Below are 16,184 nucleotides of genomic sequence, written 5' to 3' on the forward strand. Positions count from 1 at the left end.
TCGTGCACATTCATGAAAGTGTCCAAATGTGTCTCGACGTGAACATTTCCTACAAGGACAATGGAATGCGACTACGTGTCGCGGGGGTGCACACAACTGTAATACCACGGTCATAATGGCCGCTTATAACTGTCACGCTCGCCCGCCAGCGCGGGCTCAGGAGTCTGCCGTGAGTTTTACCCCCGCCAATCGCTTGTTTCCAGCCACCCGCCTGCGCCGTAACCGCCGTGATGATTTCTCGCGTCGACTGGTTCGTGAAAACGTCCTGACTGTCGATGACCTGATCCTGCCGGTGTTTGTGCTGGACGGTGAAAACCGTCGCGAAGCGGTGGCCTCGATGCCCGGCGTTGAACGCCTGACCATCGACCTGTTGCTGGAAGAAGCGGCCAAGTGGGTCGAACTGGGGATTCCAGCCGTAGCGCTGTTCCCGGTCACGCCACCGGAACTCAAGTCGCTGGACGCCGCCGAAGCGTGGAACCCGAACGGCATTGCCCAGCGCGCCACTCGCGCCCTGCGTGCGCAGTTCCCTGAACTGGGTGTGATCACCGACGTCGCGCTGGACCCGTTCACCACCCACGGTCAGGACGGTATCCTCGACGAAGAAGGCTATGTGCAGAACGACATTACCGTCGACGCACTGGTCAAGCAGGCCCTGTCCCACGCCGAAGCCGGTGCTCAAGTGGTGGCCCCGTCGGACATGATGGACGGTCGCATTCAGGCGATCCGCGAAGCCCTCGAGCTGGCCGATCACGTCAACGTGCGGATCATGGCCTATTCGGCGAAGTACGCCAGCGCCTATTACGGCCCGTTCCGCGATGCGGTGGGTTCGGCGCTGAACCTGGGCAAAGCCAACAAGGCCTCCTATCAGATGGACCCGGCCAACAGCAACGAAGCCCTGCACGAAGTGGCGGCGGACTTGTCAGAAGGCGCAGACATGGTCATGGTCAAGCCAGGCATGCCATATCTGGATATCCTTTACCGGGTCAAAGAAGAATTCAAAGTGCCGACTTTTGTTTATCAGGTCAGCGGTGAATACGCCATGCACATGGCGGCGATCCAGAATGGCTGGTTGAGCGAAGGGGTTATCCTCGAATCCCTGACCGCTTTTAAACGTGCAGGCGCTGATGGCATCCTGACTTACTTTGCCGTTCGTGCTGCTCAATTGTTACGAGAGCAAAAATAGCCCTCCCAGGAACATTCGATGAATACCGAAGGACTCACTGAAGTTGCAGTACAAGAGGCTCAACCTGTAGTGGAGCAGATCGCCGAAACCCCGCCGGAGCTGGAGCCTGCTCCGCCCGCAGTGGTGGTCGAAACCGCGCCGGCGGCGCCAGCGATTGTCATTCCGGGCCTGGATGACAGCAGCCTGTACATCCATCGCGAGCTCTCGCAACTGCAGTTCAACATCCGTGTGCTGGAGCAGGCGCTGGACGAGTCCTATCCGTTGCTGGAACGGCTGAAGTTCCTGCTGATTTTCTCCAGCAACCTGGATGAGTTCTTCGAAATTCGTGTGGCCGGCCTCAAGAAGCAGATCACCTTCGCCCGCGAACAGGCTGGCGCCGATGGTCTGCAACCGCACCAGGCACTGGCCCGGATCAGTGAGCTGGTGCACGGTTACGTCGACCGCCAGTACGCCATCCTCAACGACATTCTGTTGCCGGAACTGGAAAAGCATCAGGTCCGCTTCATCCGTCGCCGTTACTGGACCACCAAACTCAAAACCTGGGTCCGCCGTTATTTCCGCGACGAGATCGCGCCGATCATCACCCCGATCGGCCTCGACCCGACGCACCCGTTCCCGTTGCTGGTGAACAAGAGCCTGAACTTCATCGTCGAGCTCGAAGGCATCGACGCCTTCGGTCGCGATTCCGGTCTGGCGATCATCCCGGCCCCGCGTCTGCTGCCGCGAGTGATCAAGGTGCCGGAAGAAGTCGGTGGCCCTGGCGACAACTATGTCTTCCTGTCGTCGATGATCCACGCGCACGCCGATGACTTGTTCCAGGGCATGAAGGTCAAGGGCTGCTACCAGTTCCGCCTGACCCGAAACGCCGACCTTGCCGTCGACACCGAAGACGTGGAAGACCTGGCCCGCGCCCTGCGCGGCGAGCTGTTCTCCCGTCGCTACGGTGACGCGGTGCGTCTGGAAGTGGCCGACACCTGCCCGAAACATCTGTCCGACTACCTGCTCAAGCAGTTCAACCTGCACGAAACCGAGCTGTATCAGGTCAACGGTCCGGTCAACCTGACCCGCCTGTTCAGCATCACCGGCCTGGACAGTCAGCGCGAGCTGCAATACCTGCCGTTCACGCCGCAGATCCCGAAACTGCTGCAGAACAGCGAGAACATTTTCAGCGTGATCAGCAAGCAGGACATTCTGCTGCTGCACCCGTTCGAGTCGTTTACGCCTGTGGTCGATTTGCTGCGTCAGGCGGCGAAGGATCCACACGTATTGGCGGTGCGTCAGACGCTGTACCGCTCCGGCGCCAACTCGGAAATCGTCGATGCGCTGGTGGATGCGGCGCGTAACGGCAAGGAAGTCACCGCGGTGATCGAATTGCGCGCGCGGTTCGACGAAGAGTCCAACCTGCAACTGGCCAGCCGTCTGCAAGCGGCCGGTGCGGTGGTGATCTACGGCGTGGTCGGCTTCAAGACCCACGCCAAGATGATGCTGATCCTGCGTCGCGAGGCTGGCGAGATTGTGCGTTACGCCCACTTGGGTACCGGCAACTATCACGCGGCCAACGCCCGTCTGTACACCGACTACAGCCTGCTGACCTCCGACGACGCCCTGTGCGAAGACGTCGGCAAATTGTTCAGCCAGCTGATCGGCATGGGTAAAACCTTGCGCATGAAGAAGCTGTTGCACGCGCCGTTCACCCTGAAGAAGGGCATGCTCGACATGATTGCCCGGGAGACGCAGTTCGCCCTCGATGGCAAACCGGCGCACATCATCGCCAAGTTCAACTCGCTGACCGATCCGAAGATCATCCGCGCGCTGTACAAGGCCAGCCAGTCCGGCGTGCGCATCGATCTGGTGGTGCGCGGCATGTGCTGCCTGCGTCCGGGCATCGCCGGGGTTTCGCACAACATCCACGTGCGCTCGATCATCGGCCGCTTCCTGGAACACACCCGGGTCTTCTACTTCCTCAATGGCGGTGAAGAGCAGATGTTCCTCTCCAGTGCCGACTGGATGGAGCGCAACCTCGACAAGCGCGTCGAGACTTGCTTCCCGGTGGAAGGCAAGAAGCTGATCATGCGGGTCAAGAAAGAGCTGGAGCTTTATCTCACCGATAACACTCACAGCTGGAGCCTGCAGGCGGACGGTCGTTACATCCGCAACACGCCGACCGGCAACCAGAACCCGCGCAGTGCCCAGGCCACATTGCTGGAACGGTTGGGCAGCCCGATTCTGGCGGTGCGTTAACCTTCACGCGGCATAAAAAATGGCGATCCCTGCGGATCGCCATTTTTGTTTGTACTACCACCATTCCCTGTAGGAGGCGGCTTGCCGGCGATGGCGCCCTTGAAATCGCCATCGCCAGCAAGCTGGCTCCTACAGGATCGTGTTCCTCCAGACGTCCCCGCCACTGTGGGAGCTGGCTTGCCAGCGATGGCGTCCTTTCAATCACCGCAGGGTTGAGACCCTATCGCCGGCAAGCCAGCTCCTACAGGACGGTGGTTTACCGGACGTTGAGCACGAAACCCACACGCGTCAGCCATTCAGCTTCCAGCGCAAAGTCAGCCTGGGTCAGCTGGTTGTCGTCCAGCCAGTTTTCCGGGAACAACACCTCCAGGCTGTCGCCTTTGGCGTGCAGCGCCACCTGAGGCATTTCCTGGGTGCCGCGGATGTGATGGAACAGGATCGCAAAGCGCAGCAGCACGCACAGGCGAATCAGCTTGATGCCTTCGTCGCCGAAATCGGCAAACCGGTCCCGGGGAATATTGCGGCGGTGGCCACGCACCAGTAGCGCGAGCATCAGTTGGTCTTCGCGGGAGAACCCGGCGAGGTCCGAGTGCTCGATCAGGTACGAGCCGTGCTTGTGATACTGATAGTGAGCGATGTCCAGGCCCACTTCATGGACCTTGGCAGCCCAGCCGAGCAGTTCGCGCCAGACGCCGTCGTCCAATTCCCAATCGACCGCCACCTGATCGAACGCATGCAGTGCTTTGCGCTCGACCCGTGCCGCTTGTTCCAGATCGACGTGGTAACGCTCCATCAGTGAGCTGAGCGTGCGCTCACGGACGTCTTCATGATGGTGACGGCCCAACAGGTCATAGAGCACGCCTTCGCGCAGAGCACCTTCACAGTGGTCCATGCGTTGCAGTTCGAGGGCATCGAAGATCGCTTCGAGAATTGCCAGGCCCGCCGGAAAAATCGCCCGGCGGTCAGGCTTGATGCCCTCGAAATCGATTTTCTCGACGTCGCCGAGTTTGATCAGTTTGCGCTTGAGCCAGGCCAGCCCTTGGGCGTTGACCTCGCCCGTGCCGTGACCGCCCGCTTTCAGCGCCAGGCCGATGGCGCGGATGGTGCCCGAGGAGCCGATGGCTTCATCCCAGGTCAGGCGATGCAGGGCGTGTTCGATGCTCATGATCTCCAGCCGCGCCGCCGTGTACGCCTGGGCGTAGCGGGCCGGGGTGATCTTGCCGTCCTTGAAATAACGCTGGGTGTAGCTGACGCAGCCCATTTGCAGGCTTTCGCGCAGCAGCGGCTCGAAGCGCTGGCCGATGATGAATTCGGTACTGCCGCCGCCAATGTCGGCCACCAGGCGTTTGCCCGGCGTATCGGCGAGGGTGTGCGACACGCCGAGGTAGATCAGGCGCGCTTCTTCACGACCGGAGATGACTTCCACCGGGTGGCCGAGAATTTCTTCGGCGCGGCGGATGAATTCGACGCGGTTACGAGCTTCGCGCAAGGCGTTGGTGCCCACGATTCGCACGGCGCCGGGCGGCATACCGCTGATCAGTTGGGCAAAACGCTTCAGGCAATCGAGCCCGCGCTGCATGGATTCTTCGTTGAGGTGGCGCTCTTCGTCGATGCCGGCGGCCAGCTGAACCTTCTCCCCGAGACGCTCGAGAATACGGATTTCGCCGTTCTGGGCCTTGGCCACGACCATGTGAAAGCTGTTGGAGCCCAGGTCGATTGCGGCGATCAGGGACAGATTCTTGGCTTGGGATTGCGGCATGGTCAGGGGGTCTCGGTCGATAACCTCGACATCGTGCCACGATCAAACGCTGACGCCAACGCGTAGCGTTCAAAGCCTTGATCCAGTGCAGGAAAGTTGGTGAACGCTGCGCGGTCAATCGCTAGCAGGGCTAGCTCCCACATTGGAATGCGTACCCCTGTGGGAGCTAGCCTGCTAGCGATGAGGGCATTAAAGACACTCAGGTTCTTTCAGGCTGTCGCTTCGACCGTCCCGATAAAATTCGCCAACTCCGCCGTCTGCGGATTCGCGAACAGAATCTTCGGATCCCCCACCTCATGCACCTTCCCCTGATGCATGAACACCAACTTATCCCCAACCTCCCGGGCAAAGCGCATTTCATGGGTGACCATGATCAGCGTCATGCCTTCCTTGGCCAGTTGCCGAACCACGCTCAGCACCTCATTGACCAGTTCCGGGTCCAGCGCCGAAGTAATCTCGTCGCACAGCAATACCTTCGGCGACATCGCCAGCGCCCGGGCAATCGCCACGCGCTGCTGCTGCCCGCCGGACAGCCGATCCGGGAACGCATCAAACTTCTCGCCCAACCCGACCCGTTCCAGCATCTCCCGCGCCAACTCTACCGCTCTGGCCTTGGGCACTTTTTGCACCACTTGCGGCGCGAGCATCACGTTTTCGCCCACCGTCAGGTGCGGGAACAGGTTGAACTGCTGAAACACCATCCCGACTTTCTGCCGCAGGCTGCGCAAATCGGCGCGCGCGGCATCGAGGTATTCGCCGTCGACTTCGATCACGCCGTCGTTGATCGACTCCAGGCCGTTCAGCGTGCGCAACAAGGTCGATTTGCCCGAGCCGCTGCGACCGATGATCGCCACCACCTGGCCCTCCTCGACGCTGAGGTCGATGCCTTTGAGTACATGGTGGTCGCCGTAATATTTATGCAGGGCGGAAATTCTAAGCAGAGGCATGCAGTCTCCTTTCCAGGTAGCGCGCACTGAGGGACAAGGGGTAGCAGAGCAGGAAGTAGCCGAGGGCGACGAGGCCGTAGACCATGAACGGTTCGAACGTCGCGTTGGCGAGCATGCCGCCGGTCTTGGTCAGTTCGGTGAAGCCGATGATCGAGGTCACGGCGGTGCCTTTGACCACTTGCACCGAGAAACCCACGGTCGGCGCCACGGCGATGCGCAACGCTTGCGGCAGGATCACGTAGCGCAGTTGCTCCAGCGGGTTGAGCGCCAGGCTCGACGAAGCTTCCCACTGACCGTTGGGAATCGAATCCACGCAACCGCGCCAGATCTCCGCCAGGTAAGCGCTGGTAAACAGGGTCAGGGCAATCGCCGCCGCCATCCACGCCGAGATTTCCACCCCGGCCAGCGCCACCCCGAAAAACACCAGGAACAGCTGCATCAGCAGCGGCGTGCCCTGGAACAGCTCGATGTAGGTGCGTGCAACGTTGCGCGGCAGGGCATTTTTCGAAATGCGCATGACCATGATCAGCAAGCCGATCAACCCGCCGCCGATAAACGCCACCAGCGACAGCGCGAGCGTCCATTGCAGGCCTGTGAGCAAGTTGCGCACGATGTCCCAGAAGGTGAAATCGCTCATTGGCTGCTCCTGACTATGTATCGACGACCGATCCAGTTCAGCAACTGACGGATCAATAAAGCCATGCACAGATAAAGCAGCGTGGTCAGAGCGTAGGTTTCAAAAGCGCGGAAGTTGCGCGACTGAATGAAGTTGGCGGCAAAGCTCAGCTCTTCGGTGGCGATCTGCGAACAGACCGCCGAGCCGAGCATCACGATGATGATCTGGCTGCTCAGCGCCGGCCACACCTTGCCCAGCGCTGGCAGCAGGACCACATGGCGGAAGGCTTCGAACCGGGTCATCGCCAACGCCGCTGCGGCTTCCAGTTGCCCGCGAGGGATCGCTTGAATACCGGCGCGGATGATCTCGGTCGAATAAGCGCCGAGGTTGATCACCATCGCCAGCACCGCCGCCTGCCATTCGGAAATCTGCACGCCCAGCGATGGCAAACCGAAGAAGATGAAAAACAACTGCACCAGAAACGGCGTGTTGCGGATCAACTCGACGTAAACCCCGAAGATCGCCGAGAACGGGCGGATATTCCACGCCCGCACCAGCGCGCCGACAATGCCCAGACCGACGCCGAGCACCGCGCCGATGGCCGTCAGCTCCAGGGTGAACAGCGCACCGCGCACGAGCAGGTCGGTGTTTTGAACCACCGGCAGAAAGTCGAACTGATAGGCCATATCAAATCTCCCGAGCGACGATCAGAGATCGGCCGGCAGCGGCTCTTTCAGCCAGGTCTGTGAGTTTTTTTCCAGTGCGCCGTCAGTCTTGGCGGTGGCGAGGATCTGGTTGACCTTGCCCAGCAACGCCGGCTCGTTCTTGTTTACGCCGACATAGACCGGCGAATCCTTGAGCTTCACTTTCAGCGCGGGCACGCGTTTCGGGCTTTTCTCGCTGATCGCGACCATCACCACGTTACCGCTGGCGATCAGGTCAACCTGTCCGGCGAGGTAGGCGGCGATGGTCGAGTTGTTGTCTTCGAAGCGCTTGATGGTGACGCCTTCGGGGGCGACTTTGGTCAGTTCGATGTCTTCGATGGCGCCACGGGTGACGCTGATGGTTTTGCCCTTGAGGTCGTCCAGGCCTTTGATGGCGGCATCCGGCGGGCCGAATACCGCGAGGTAGAACGGCGCGTAGGCGCTGGAGAAGTCGATGACTTTCTCGCGCTCGGGGTTCTTGCCGAGGCTGGAGATCACCAGGTCGACCTTGCCGGTGGTCAGGAACGGGATGCGGTTGGTGCTGTTGACCGGCGTCAGTTCAAGCTTGACCTTGAGTTGGTCGGCCAGCAGTTTGGCGGTGTCGATATCGAGGCCGCGGGGTTTCATGTCCGGGCCGACCGAGCCGAATGGCGGGAAGTCCTGAGGCACGGCAACCTTGAGGACGCCGCGTTTGACCACATCCTCCAGACCGTCGGCGTGGGCGGGAACCTGGCTCAGCAGCAGGCTGGCGAACAGGGAGGCGAGGAGGGCGCTGTAACGCAGGGTCATGGCAAATCTCCGGATCGGCGAGGAATGATTTCTGCGGATCGACAGAGCACGGGCCATGCCAACATTGGGTTTTTGCCGTGCCAAGCCACGGTTTTACTGGTGTTGTTCGGTCTTACTGGTCTGAACAGTCAGTCCGTGTTTCGCACTCTGATAGCGCATCGTCGGCCATTACCGAACCCCGGTGGGGCACGACTTGCCGGGCGCCGCGAATAGCTTTAAAACTAGCCGCTCATTCGCCTGGTTCGTCCGAAAACCATGAATTCGATCTCCCGAGCTGTACCTGAAGTGGCGCTGCAAGCCATCCGCAAACTGATCGCCGAACAAGGTTTCGGGCCGGGGGATGCCTTGCCTTCGCAGCGGGATCTGGCGGTGCAATTGGGGGTCAGTCGGGCATCGTTGCGCGAAGCGTTGTCGTCGCTGAGTGCCTTGGGCGTGATCAGCATTCAGCCGGGCAAAGGCGTTTTCGTGCAGGCGCCGGTGGACTTGCCTCGCCAAGATGCGGCGCTGAGCTGGCCGTTCGCGGCACAGGCGTCGCCGCTGGATATCTTCCAGTTGCGCTATGCCCTGGAAGGTTTTGCCGCCGGGCTGGCCGCCGTGACGTTGAGCACCGATGAACTCGATGCTTTGGAGGACAACGTCGCCGCGATGCGCACTGAATTGAAGGTTGGTGACTTCGAGGCGGCGGCGCGCCTGGACTTCGAGTTTCACCGGCGCATCCTGCTGGCCAGCGGTAATCAGGCGATGCTGAGCATCCTGACGGCCAGCGCGGACATTTTCCTGGAGAGCCAGAAGCTACCGTTCATCCGGGCCGAACGGGCCATGGAAACCTGGCACGAGCACCGCAAAATCCTTCGTGCACTGGCCCGGCGTTCGTCCGGCGCGGCGCAGAAGGCCATGCACGAACATGTGCGCAACGCTGCCCTGCGCACCGGAATTGCCTTCGTCGCTCCCGCCACATCCTGACTTGAGCTATACCCAAACTCATGCACCACCATAGTGAGACTCAATCATCTGCACCTTCCTGAACGAGGGAAGGGCGGCTATGATGGGCCACGTTTTTTTGCTTACAACCTGGAGACTTCCATGAGCAGCGATCTTATCAAACACGTTAGCGACGCTAGCTTCGAGGCCGACGTACTCAAGGCCGAAGGCGCTGTACTGGTCGACTACTGGGCTGAGTGGTGCGGCCCTTGCAAAATGATCGCTCCTGTTCTGGACGAGATTGCTGAAACCTACAAAGGCAAGCTGACCGTTGCCAAACTGAACATCGACGAAAACCAGGAAACCCCGGCCAAGCATGGCGTGCGTGGTATCCCGACCCTGATGCTGTTCAAGAACGGCAACGTTGAAGCGACCAAGGTCGGCGCACTGTCGAAGTCGCAACTGGCTGCTTTCCTCGACGCCAACATCTAAGCGTCGTTTGTAAAGTGTCCGAAAAAAGGCCCCGCATATTGCGGGGCTTTTTCGTTATTGAGGGCTAGACGCTCCGAAACTCAGGTGTTACATTCGGCCCCGCACTGGTTTCTCCACTGCCCCCTGCTAGCCGTCGCCGACGCACTCCTTTTCGAATAAGTACGCGATCCTGTCGCCTTCTCCGCGGCGCGGCCTCATTAAGCCAAAAGCTTAATTTCCCCCCCTCCATAAATGATTACGTCATTCCTATATGAATCTGACTGAACTCAAGCAAAAGCCGATTACCGAACTGCTCGAATTGGCCGAACAGATGGGCATAGAAAATATGGCCCGTTCGCGCAAGCAGGACGTGATTTTCTCCCTGCTCAAGAAGCACGCTAAAAGCGGCGAGGAAATCTCCGGTGATGGCGTGCTGGAGATTCTCCAGGACGGCTTCGGCTTCCTGCGCTCCGCTGACGCTTCCTATCTCGCCGGCCCGGACGATATCTACGTCTCGCCGAGCCAGATCCGCCGTTTCAACTTGCGCACCGGTGACACCATCGTTGGCAAGATCCGCCCTCCGAAGGAAGGCGAGCGTTATTTCGCGCTGCTCAAGGTCGACACGATCAACTACGATCGTCCCGAGAACGCGAAAAACAAGATTCTCTTCGAGAACCTGACCCCGCTGTTCCCGACTGTGCGCATGAAGATGGAAGCCGGCAACGGTTCCACCGAAGACTTGACCGGTCGTGTCATCGACCTGTGCGCCCCGATCGGTAAAGGCCAGCGCGGTCTGATCGTTGCACCGCCGAAAGCCGGTAAAACGATCATGCTGCAGAACATCGCGGCGAACATCGCACGTAACAACCCTGAAGTTCATCTGATCGTATTGCTGATCGACGAACGTCCGGAAGAAGTAACCGAAATGCAGCGCACCGTGCGCGGCGAAGTGGTTGCCTCGACGTTCGACGAGCCGCCAACCCGCCACGTGCAGGTTGCCGAAATGGTGATCGAGAAGGCCAAGCGCCTGGTCGAACACAAAAAAGACGTGGTGATCCTGCTCGACTCCATCACCCGTCTGGCTCGCGCCTACAACACCGTGATCCCGAGCTCCGGCAAAGTGCTCACCGGTGGTGTCGATGCTCACGCCCTGGAGAAACCGAAACGTTTCTTCGGCGCCGCGCGGAACATCGAAGAAGGCGGTTCGCTGACCATCATCGCCACCGCGCTGGTTGAAACCGGCTCGAAGATGGACGAAGTGATCTACGAAGAATTCAAAGGCACGGGCAACATGGAACTGCCGCTGGATCGCCGTATCGCTGAAAAACGCGTCTTCCCGGCCATCAACATCAACCGTTCCGGCACCCGCCGCGAAGAGTTGCTGACAGCCGACGACGAGTTGCAGCGCATGTGGATCCTGCGCAAGTTGCTGCACCCGATGGACGAGATCGCTGCCATCGAGTTCCTGGTCGACAAGCTGAAAACGACCAAGACCAACGATGAGTTCTTCCTGTCGATGAAACGCAAGTAAGTCGATAGACCAGCAAAAGCCGGGGAAACCCGGCTTTTTGCTATCTGATTTTTGATGAACGGCACTTCGTTGTTCTGAACAGAGGGGTTCGGCGCTAAACTGCCAGCCCCCGAACGCCACGGCCAACACGAGGCTCACGCATGCAGTATCGCGACTTGCGCGACTTTATCAGCGGTCTGGAACAGCGCGGCGAACTCAAGCGCATCCAGGTTCCGGTGTCCCCGGTGCTCGAAATGACCGAGGTCTGTGACCGCACCTTGCGTGCCAAAGGTCCGGCCCTGCTTTTCGAGAACCCGACGGGCTATGACATTCCCGTCCTCGGCAATCTGTTCGGTACCCCCGAGCGTGTTGCGCTGGGCATGGGCGCAGAAGCGGTGAGCGAACTGCGCGAGATCGGCAAGCTGCTGGCGTTCCTCAAGGAACCCGAGCCGCCGAAAGGCTTGAAGGACGCCTGGTCGAAGCTGCCGATCTTCCGCAAGATCATCGCCATGGCACCCAAAGTCGTCAAAGACGCGGTGTGCCAGGAAGTGGTCATCGAGGGCGACGACGTCGACCTCGCGATGCTCCCGGTGCAGACCTGCTGGCCGGGCGACGTCGGCCCGCTGATCACCTGGGGCCTGACCGTCACCAAAGGCCCGAACAAGGACCGGCAGAACCTCGGCATCTACCGTCAGCAAGTGATCGGCCGCAACAAGGTCATCATGCGTTGGCTCAGCCACCGTGGCGGTGCGCTGGATTACCGTGAGTGGTGCGAGAAGCATCCGGGCCAGCCGTTCCCGGTGTCCGTGGCGCTCGGCGCTGACCCGGCGACCATCCTCGGCGCTGTGACGCCTGTGCCGGACAGCCTTTCCGAATACGCTTTCGCCGGTTTGCTGCGCGGAAATCGCACCGAACTGGTGAAGTGCCGTGGCAACGACCTGCAAGTGCCGGCCACCGCCGAGATCATCCTTGAAGGCGTGATCCATCCGGGCGAAATGGCCGACGAAGGTCCGTACGGCGACCACACCGGTTACTACAACGAAGTCGACAGCTTCCCGGTGTTCACCGTCGAGCGCATTACCCACCGGATCAAACCGATCTACCACAGCACCTACACCGGTCGTCCGCCGGATGAGCCGGCGATTCTCGGTGTCGCGCTGAACGAAGTGTTCGTGCCGATCCTGCAGAAGCAGTTCCCGGAAATCACCGACTTCTACCTGCCGCCCGAAGGCTGCTCGTACCGCATGGCCATCGTGACCATGAAGAAGTCGTATCCCGGCCATGCCAAGCGGGTAATGCTCGGTGTCTGGTCGTTTTTGCGACAGTTCATGTACACCAAGTTCGTTATCGTCACTGACGACGATATCAACGCACGGGACTGGAACGACGTGATCTGGGCCATCACCACGCGCATGGACCCCAAGCGCGACACGGTGATGATCGACAACACGCCGATCGACTACCTCGATTTCGCCTCGCCGGTGTCCGGCCTGGGTTCGAAAATGGGGCTCGATGCCACGCATAAATGGCCCGGCGAAACCACACGCGAGTGGGGCCGGGTGATCGTCAAGGATGAAGCCGTCACCCAACGGATCGATGCCATCTGGAATCAGTTAGGAATAGATTGATGCGTGTAACTTTGCAGCCCTCCGGAGCAGTGCTAGAGATACTGCCCGGCGAGCGGATTCTCGATGGCGCACGCCGCCTGGGCTATGAATGCCCGCAAAGCTGTCGCAACGGCAATTGCCATGTGTGCGCCGCGCTGCTGGTGGAAGGACGAGTCGAGCAGGCCGGTGGTGTGCGCGACCATGGCGAGTTCTACACTTGCATAGCAGAGCCGCTGGAAGACTGCATCGTGCTGTGGGATGGCGTGCTCGCGCTGGGAGAATTGCCGGTGCGCAGCGTCTCGTGTCAGGTCATTGAGTGCAAGGATGTCGGCGGCGATACCTGGCGCGTGAGTTTTCGCGCGCCTGCCGGCAAGCCACCGCGTTATCACGCCGGTCAGTATTTGATGATCGAGCGTGAGAACGGCGAAAAATCCGCATTTTCCCTGGCCTCGGCACCGCATGCGGGGCGTGATCTGCAAATTCACGTACTGGCGCGCGAAAGCAGTGCGCTGAGCCTGATCGAGCAACTGCAACGCAATCCGATGGTGCGGATCGAAATGCCCTTCGGCGATACCCATCTGGCAGAGTTGCCGGACGGTCCGCTGGTGCTGATCGCTGCGGGCACCGGCATGGGCCAGATCCATAGCCTGATCGAACATTGCCGGGCGTCGGGTTTCAAGCATCCGGTGCACCTGTACTGGGGCGTGCGTCGCCCTGAAGACTTTTATGAGATCGAGCATTGGGACGAATGGCAGAAACTGCCGAATCTGTTCCTGCATAAAGTCGTCAGCGATCAATGTGGCTGGAAGGGGCGCTGCGGGATGTTGCATGAGGCGGTGTGCGAGGATTTTCCGGATCTGAAAGCGCTGCATGTATACGCCAGCGGCTCACCGGCGATGGTCTACGGGACACTGGACGCGTTGGTCAACGCCGGGATGGATGCTCATCAGATGCGTGCCGATGTGTTTGCGTACGCACCCAGAGGATGACGCCGACCCTGTAGGAGCGAGCCTGCTCGCGATGGCGGTCAACGATAACGCGCTGCAGCAGCATGAACGCGTTGTCCCTGCCTCCATCGCGAGCAGGCTCGCTCCTACATATAACTTCATATATAGCCGATCGGTATTTATAGATTTATATAAATACCGGTAGGTTATATCGCATCCAGGCAATTAATTAAGAACTGTGCCGTGGCACTTAAATTGCCTTAAAACATATGTGCCTTATTGTTACAGCGGTGCGTTCTATTAAGTAATTCATCACCCGCGGGGAGCTGAACGCTATTCGCCATGAGCGCCATTGAATCTGCTTTTATGAATCTGGCTTACCCTCCGCGGCTCGATCTGGGGCCGCAGCTGACGCACGAACAATTGCTCAGCTCGATGCAGTCGACCATGGCGCGCCACAAGGGTGGGCCGGTCTGGCTGTTCGCTTACGGCTCGCTGATCTGGCGCCCTGAGTGCGCGGCGGTTGAACGGGTTCGCGGCCGGGTGCATGGCTACCATCGCGGTTTGTACCTGTGGTCCCACGAACATCGCGGCACGCCGGAAGTACCGGGGCTGGTATTTGGCCTGGATCGCGGCGGCTCTTGCAGTGGCTTCGCTTATCGCTTGCCCGAAGAACAACTCGAAGCGTCGCTGTACGCCTTGTGGCAGCGCGAAATGCCATTCCCTTCTTATCGCCCACACTGGTTGAACTGCCGTCTCGAAGATGGCAATCAGGTTCAGGCGTTGGGATTTGTGTTGGAGCGACACCTGCCCAGCTATGCCGGCAACCTGCCGGATCACGTGTTGAGCCACGTGTTCGAAAACGCTTGCGGGCGTTACGGCACGACTCGCGATTATGTCGAGCAGACCGCCAACGCCCTGCGTAGCCACGCCATGCCAGACCGGAATCTGGAGGCGCGGCTCAAGCGCTGCAAATCAAAGGTCGATCAGGCGATGGCTTCGCGGGTCTGACTGGCGACCTGCTTGTGCCACAAGGTTGGCGCAAGGAAAGCCATTGCCAGCAGGCACGCGCCGATCAGCAAGACGAAACCGCCGTCCCAGCCGAAATGGTCCACGGTGTAGCCCATGGCTGCACTGGCCGCGACTGAACCACCCAGGTAACCGAACAGGCCCGTGAAGCCCGCTGCCGTGCCGGCGGCTTTCTTCGGCGCCAGTTCCAGCGCTTGCAAGCCGATCAGCATCACCGGGCCGTAGATCAGGAAACCAATCGAGATCAGCGCGATCATGTCGACCGTCGGGTTGCCGGCCGGGTTGAGCCAGTAAACCAGCGTCGCCACGGTCACCAACGCCATGAACACCATGCCGGTCAGGCCACGGTTGCCACGGAAGATCTTGTCCGACATCCAGCCGCACAGAAGCGTCCCGGGAATACCTGCCCACTCGTAAAGGAAATAGGCCCACGAGGTTTTATCCACGCTGAAACCTTTGGCTTCCTTGAGGTAGGTCGGTGCCCAGTCCAGCACGCCGTAACGCAGCAGGTAGACAAAGACGTTAGCCATGGCGATGTACCAGAGCATTTTGTTGCGCAGCACGTATTTGACGAAGATTTCCTTGGCGCTGAATTCTTCTTCGTGACTGGCGTCGTAGCCTTCCGGGTAGTCGTTCTTGTACTTCTCGATCGGCGGCAGGCCGACCGATTGCGGCGTGTCGCGCATGGTGGCGAAGGCAAACACCGCCACGGCCATGGCCACTGCCGCAGGCACGTAAAACGCCGCGTGCCAGTCATTGAACAGGCCCATGCCGAGCAGGAACAGCGGGCCGATCAAACCACCGCCCACGTTGTGTGCCACGTTCCACAAGGACACCACGCCCCCGCGTTCCTTCTGCGACCACCAGTGGACCATGGTCCGGCCACTCGGCGGCCACCCCATGCCCTGCGCCCATCCATTGATAAACAGCAGGATGAACATGATGGTCACGCTGGACGTGGCCCAGGGCGCAAAACCGAAAATGAACATCACGCCAGCCGAAACCAGCAAGCCGAACGGCAGGAAGAAGCGTGGGTTGGAACGGTCGGAAACAATGCCCATCAGGAACTTGGACAAGCCGTAGGCGATAGCAATCGCCGACAACGCCAGGCCCAGCTCACCGCGGGTATAGCCCTCTTCGATCAGATAGGGCATGGCCAGGGAGAAGTTTTTGCGCAGCAGGTAGTAACCCGCATAACCGATGAATATGCCGGCGAAGATCTGCCAGCGATGCCGTCGGTAGGCGCTGTCTATTTTTTCTTCAGGCAATGGAGCCTGATGTGCGGCAGGACGAAAGAAAGCAAACATTCAAGAGCTCCAGATTTCTTGTTTTGACTGCGGATGCGAATGTTACAGTTTCGTTACCGAAAATAGCACTGGTTCACATCGACCAAACAGCGGAAATGTTGGAGATTGCATGTTCTTTTACGAACATGTCGCTCAGGTATAAGTGAAGGGCGC

Annotated in this window: 14 protein-coding genes; 8 read left to right on the forward strand and 6 right to left on the reverse strand. The window is 59.8% G+C overall.

Annotation, left to right across the window (positions count from 1 at the left end):
• Positions 1-169 precede the first annotated feature (169 nt).
• Positions 170-1,183 carry a porphobilinogen synthase gene (gene hemB, locus IB254_RS05045; RefSeq protein ID WP_010465043.1) on the forward strand — a complete coding sequence of 338 codons (1,014 nt, stop codon included), beginning with the start codon at positions 170-172 and terminating at the stop codon, positions 1,181-1,183.
• Between the two features lie 18 nt (positions 1,184-1,201).
• A complete protein-coding gene (gene ppk1 / locus IB254_RS05050) occupies positions 1,202-3,424 on the forward strand; it encodes a polyphosphate kinase 1 (protein WP_192416653.1) in 2,223 nt (740 codons plus the stop codon).
• A gap of 256 nt (positions 3,425-3,680) precedes the next feature.
• On the opposite strand, the gene ppx is transcribed toward ppk1, so the two are convergent.
• The 5 genes from ppx to IB254_RS05075 form a co-directional block, all read right to left on the reverse strand.
• Positions 3,681-5,183 (reverse strand): exopolyphosphatase, encoded by a 1,503-nt coding sequence (ppx, locus tag IB254_RS05055; protein WP_192416654.1) that lies wholly within the window; start codon positions 5,181-5,183, stop codon positions 3,681-3,683.
• A 209-nt stretch (positions 5,184-5,392) separates the two neighbouring features.
• A complete protein-coding gene (locus IB254_RS05060; RefSeq protein ID WP_008040676.1) occupies positions 5,393-6,130 on the reverse strand; it encodes an amino acid ABC transporter ATP-binding protein in 738 nt (245 codons plus the stop codon).
• On the reverse strand, positions 6,117-6,767 hold the full coding sequence (locus IB254_RS05065) for an amino acid ABC transporter permease (protein WP_008024293.1): 651 nt from the start codon (positions 6,765-6,767) through the stop codon (positions 6,117-6,119). The genes IB254_RS05060 and IB254_RS05065 overlap by 14 nt, the downstream gene beginning before the upstream one ends.
• Positions 6,764-7,432, reverse strand: coding sequence for an amino acid ABC transporter permease (locus IB254_RS05070; protein ID WP_192416655.1), 669 nt, complete (start codon positions 7,430-7,432; stop codon positions 6,764-6,766). Before IB254_RS05070 ends, IB254_RS05065 begins: the two co-directional genes overlap by 4 nt.
• A gap of 21 nt (positions 7,433-7,453) precedes the next feature.
• Complete coding sequence (locus IB254_RS05075) at positions 7,454-8,239, reverse strand: transporter substrate-binding domain-containing protein (RefSeq protein ID WP_008024289.1); 786 nt, start codon at positions 8,237-8,239, stop codon at positions 7,454-7,456.
• Positions 8,240-8,494: 255 nt separating this feature from the next.
• Between IB254_RS05075 and IB254_RS05080 the strand changes: the two genes are divergently transcribed.
• From IB254_RS05080 to IB254_RS05105, 6 genes are all read left to right on the forward strand, one after another.
• Positions 8,495-9,202 (forward strand): FadR/GntR family transcriptional regulator, encoded by a 708-nt coding sequence (locus IB254_RS05080; RefSeq protein ID WP_008040677.1) that lies wholly within the window; start codon positions 8,495-8,497, stop codon positions 9,200-9,202.
• A 120-nt stretch (positions 9,203-9,322) separates the two neighbouring features.
• On the forward strand, positions 9,323-9,652 hold the full coding sequence (gene trxA / locus IB254_RS05085; protein ID WP_003206727.1) for a thioredoxin TrxA: 330 nt from the start codon (positions 9,323-9,325) through the stop codon (positions 9,650-9,652).
• A gap of 250 nt (positions 9,653-9,902) precedes the next feature.
• Positions 9,903-11,162: a transcription termination factor Rho gene (rho, locus tag IB254_RS05090; protein WP_007942421.1), complete on the forward strand. Its 1,260-nt coding sequence runs from the start codon at positions 9,903-9,905 to the stop codon at positions 11,160-11,162.
• Between the two features lie 140 nt (positions 11,163-11,302).
• Positions 11,303-12,769 carry a 4-hydroxy-3-polyprenylbenzoate decarboxylase gene (gene ubiD / locus IB254_RS05095; RefSeq protein ID WP_008024285.1) on the forward strand — a complete coding sequence of 489 codons (1,467 nt, stop codon included), beginning with the start codon at positions 11,303-11,305 and terminating at the stop codon, positions 12,767-12,769.
• Positions 12,769-13,737 (forward strand): CDP-6-deoxy-delta-3,4-glucoseen reductase, encoded by a 969-nt coding sequence (locus IB254_RS05100; protein ID WP_008040685.1) that lies wholly within the window; start codon positions 12,769-12,771, stop codon positions 13,735-13,737. The genes ubiD and IB254_RS05100 overlap by 1 nt, the downstream gene beginning before the upstream one ends.
• A 300-nt stretch (positions 13,738-14,037) precedes the next feature.
• Complete coding sequence (locus IB254_RS05105; RefSeq protein WP_192227496.1) at positions 14,038-14,706, forward strand: gamma-glutamylcyclotransferase; 669 nt, start codon at positions 14,038-14,040, stop codon at positions 14,704-14,706.
• Here IB254_RS05105 and glpT read toward each other — a convergent pair.
• Entirely contained in the window at positions 14,682-16,031 is a 1,350-nt protein-coding gene (glpT, locus tag IB254_RS05110) for a glycerol-3-phosphate transporter (protein WP_008024279.1), read from the reverse strand. The two genes, IB254_RS05105 and glpT, sit on opposite strands and share 25 nt — an antisense overlap.
• Positions 16,032-16,184 lie beyond the last annotated feature (153 nt).

This window comes from Pseudomonas sp. PDM03, assembly GCF_014852385.1.
Taxonomy (GTDB): domain Bacteria; phylum Pseudomonadota; class Gammaproteobacteria; order Pseudomonadales; family Pseudomonadaceae; genus Aquipseudomonas; species Aquipseudomonas migulae.

Coding starts and splice junctions, on each gene's coding strand:
- ppk1 (WP_192416653.1), top strand. CDS start 1,202: ATGAATACCGAAGGACTCACTGAAGTTGCAGTACAAGAGGCTCAACCT.
- ppx (WP_192416654.1), bottom strand. CDS start 5,183: ATGCCGCAATCCCAAGCCAAGAATCTGTCCCTGATCGCCGCAATCGAC.
- IB254_RS05060 (WP_008040676.1), bottom strand. CDS start 6,130: ATGCCTCTGCTTAGAATTTCCGCCCTGCATAAATATTACGGCGACCAC.
- IB254_RS05065 (WP_008024293.1), bottom strand. CDS start 6,767: ATGAGCGATTTCACCTTCTGGGACATCGTGCGCAACTTGCTCACAGGC.
- IB254_RS05070 (WP_192416655.1), bottom strand. CDS start 7,432: ATGGCCTATCAGTTCGACTTTCTGCCGGTGGTTCAAAACACCGACCTG.
- IB254_RS05075 (WP_008024289.1), bottom strand. CDS start 8,239: ATGACCCTGCGTTACAGCGCCCTCCTCGCCTCCCTGTTCGCCAGCCTG.
- IB254_RS05080 (WP_008040677.1), top strand. CDS start 8,495: ATGAATTCGATCTCCCGAGCTGTACCTGAAGTGGCGCTGCAAGCCATC.
- trxA (WP_003206727.1), top strand. CDS start 9,323: ATGAGCAGCGATCTTATCAAACACGTTAGCGACGCTAGCTTCGAGGCC.
- rho (WP_007942421.1), top strand. CDS start 9,903: ATGAATCTGACTGAACTCAAGCAAAAGCCGATTACCGAACTGCTCGAA.
- ubiD (WP_008024285.1), top strand. CDS start 11,303: ATGCAGTATCGCGACTTGCGCGACTTTATCAGCGGTCTGGAACAGCGC.
- IB254_RS05100 (WP_008040685.1), top strand. CDS start 12,769: ATGCGTGTAACTTTGCAGCCCTCCGGAGCAGTGCTAGAGATACTGCCC.
- IB254_RS05105 (WP_192227496.1), top strand. CDS start 14,038: ATGAGCGCCATTGAATCTGCTTTTATGAATCTGGCTTACCCTCCGCGG.
- glpT (WP_008024279.1), bottom strand. CDS start 16,031: ATGTTTGCTTTCTTTCGTCCTGCCGCACATCAGGCTCCATTGCCTGAA.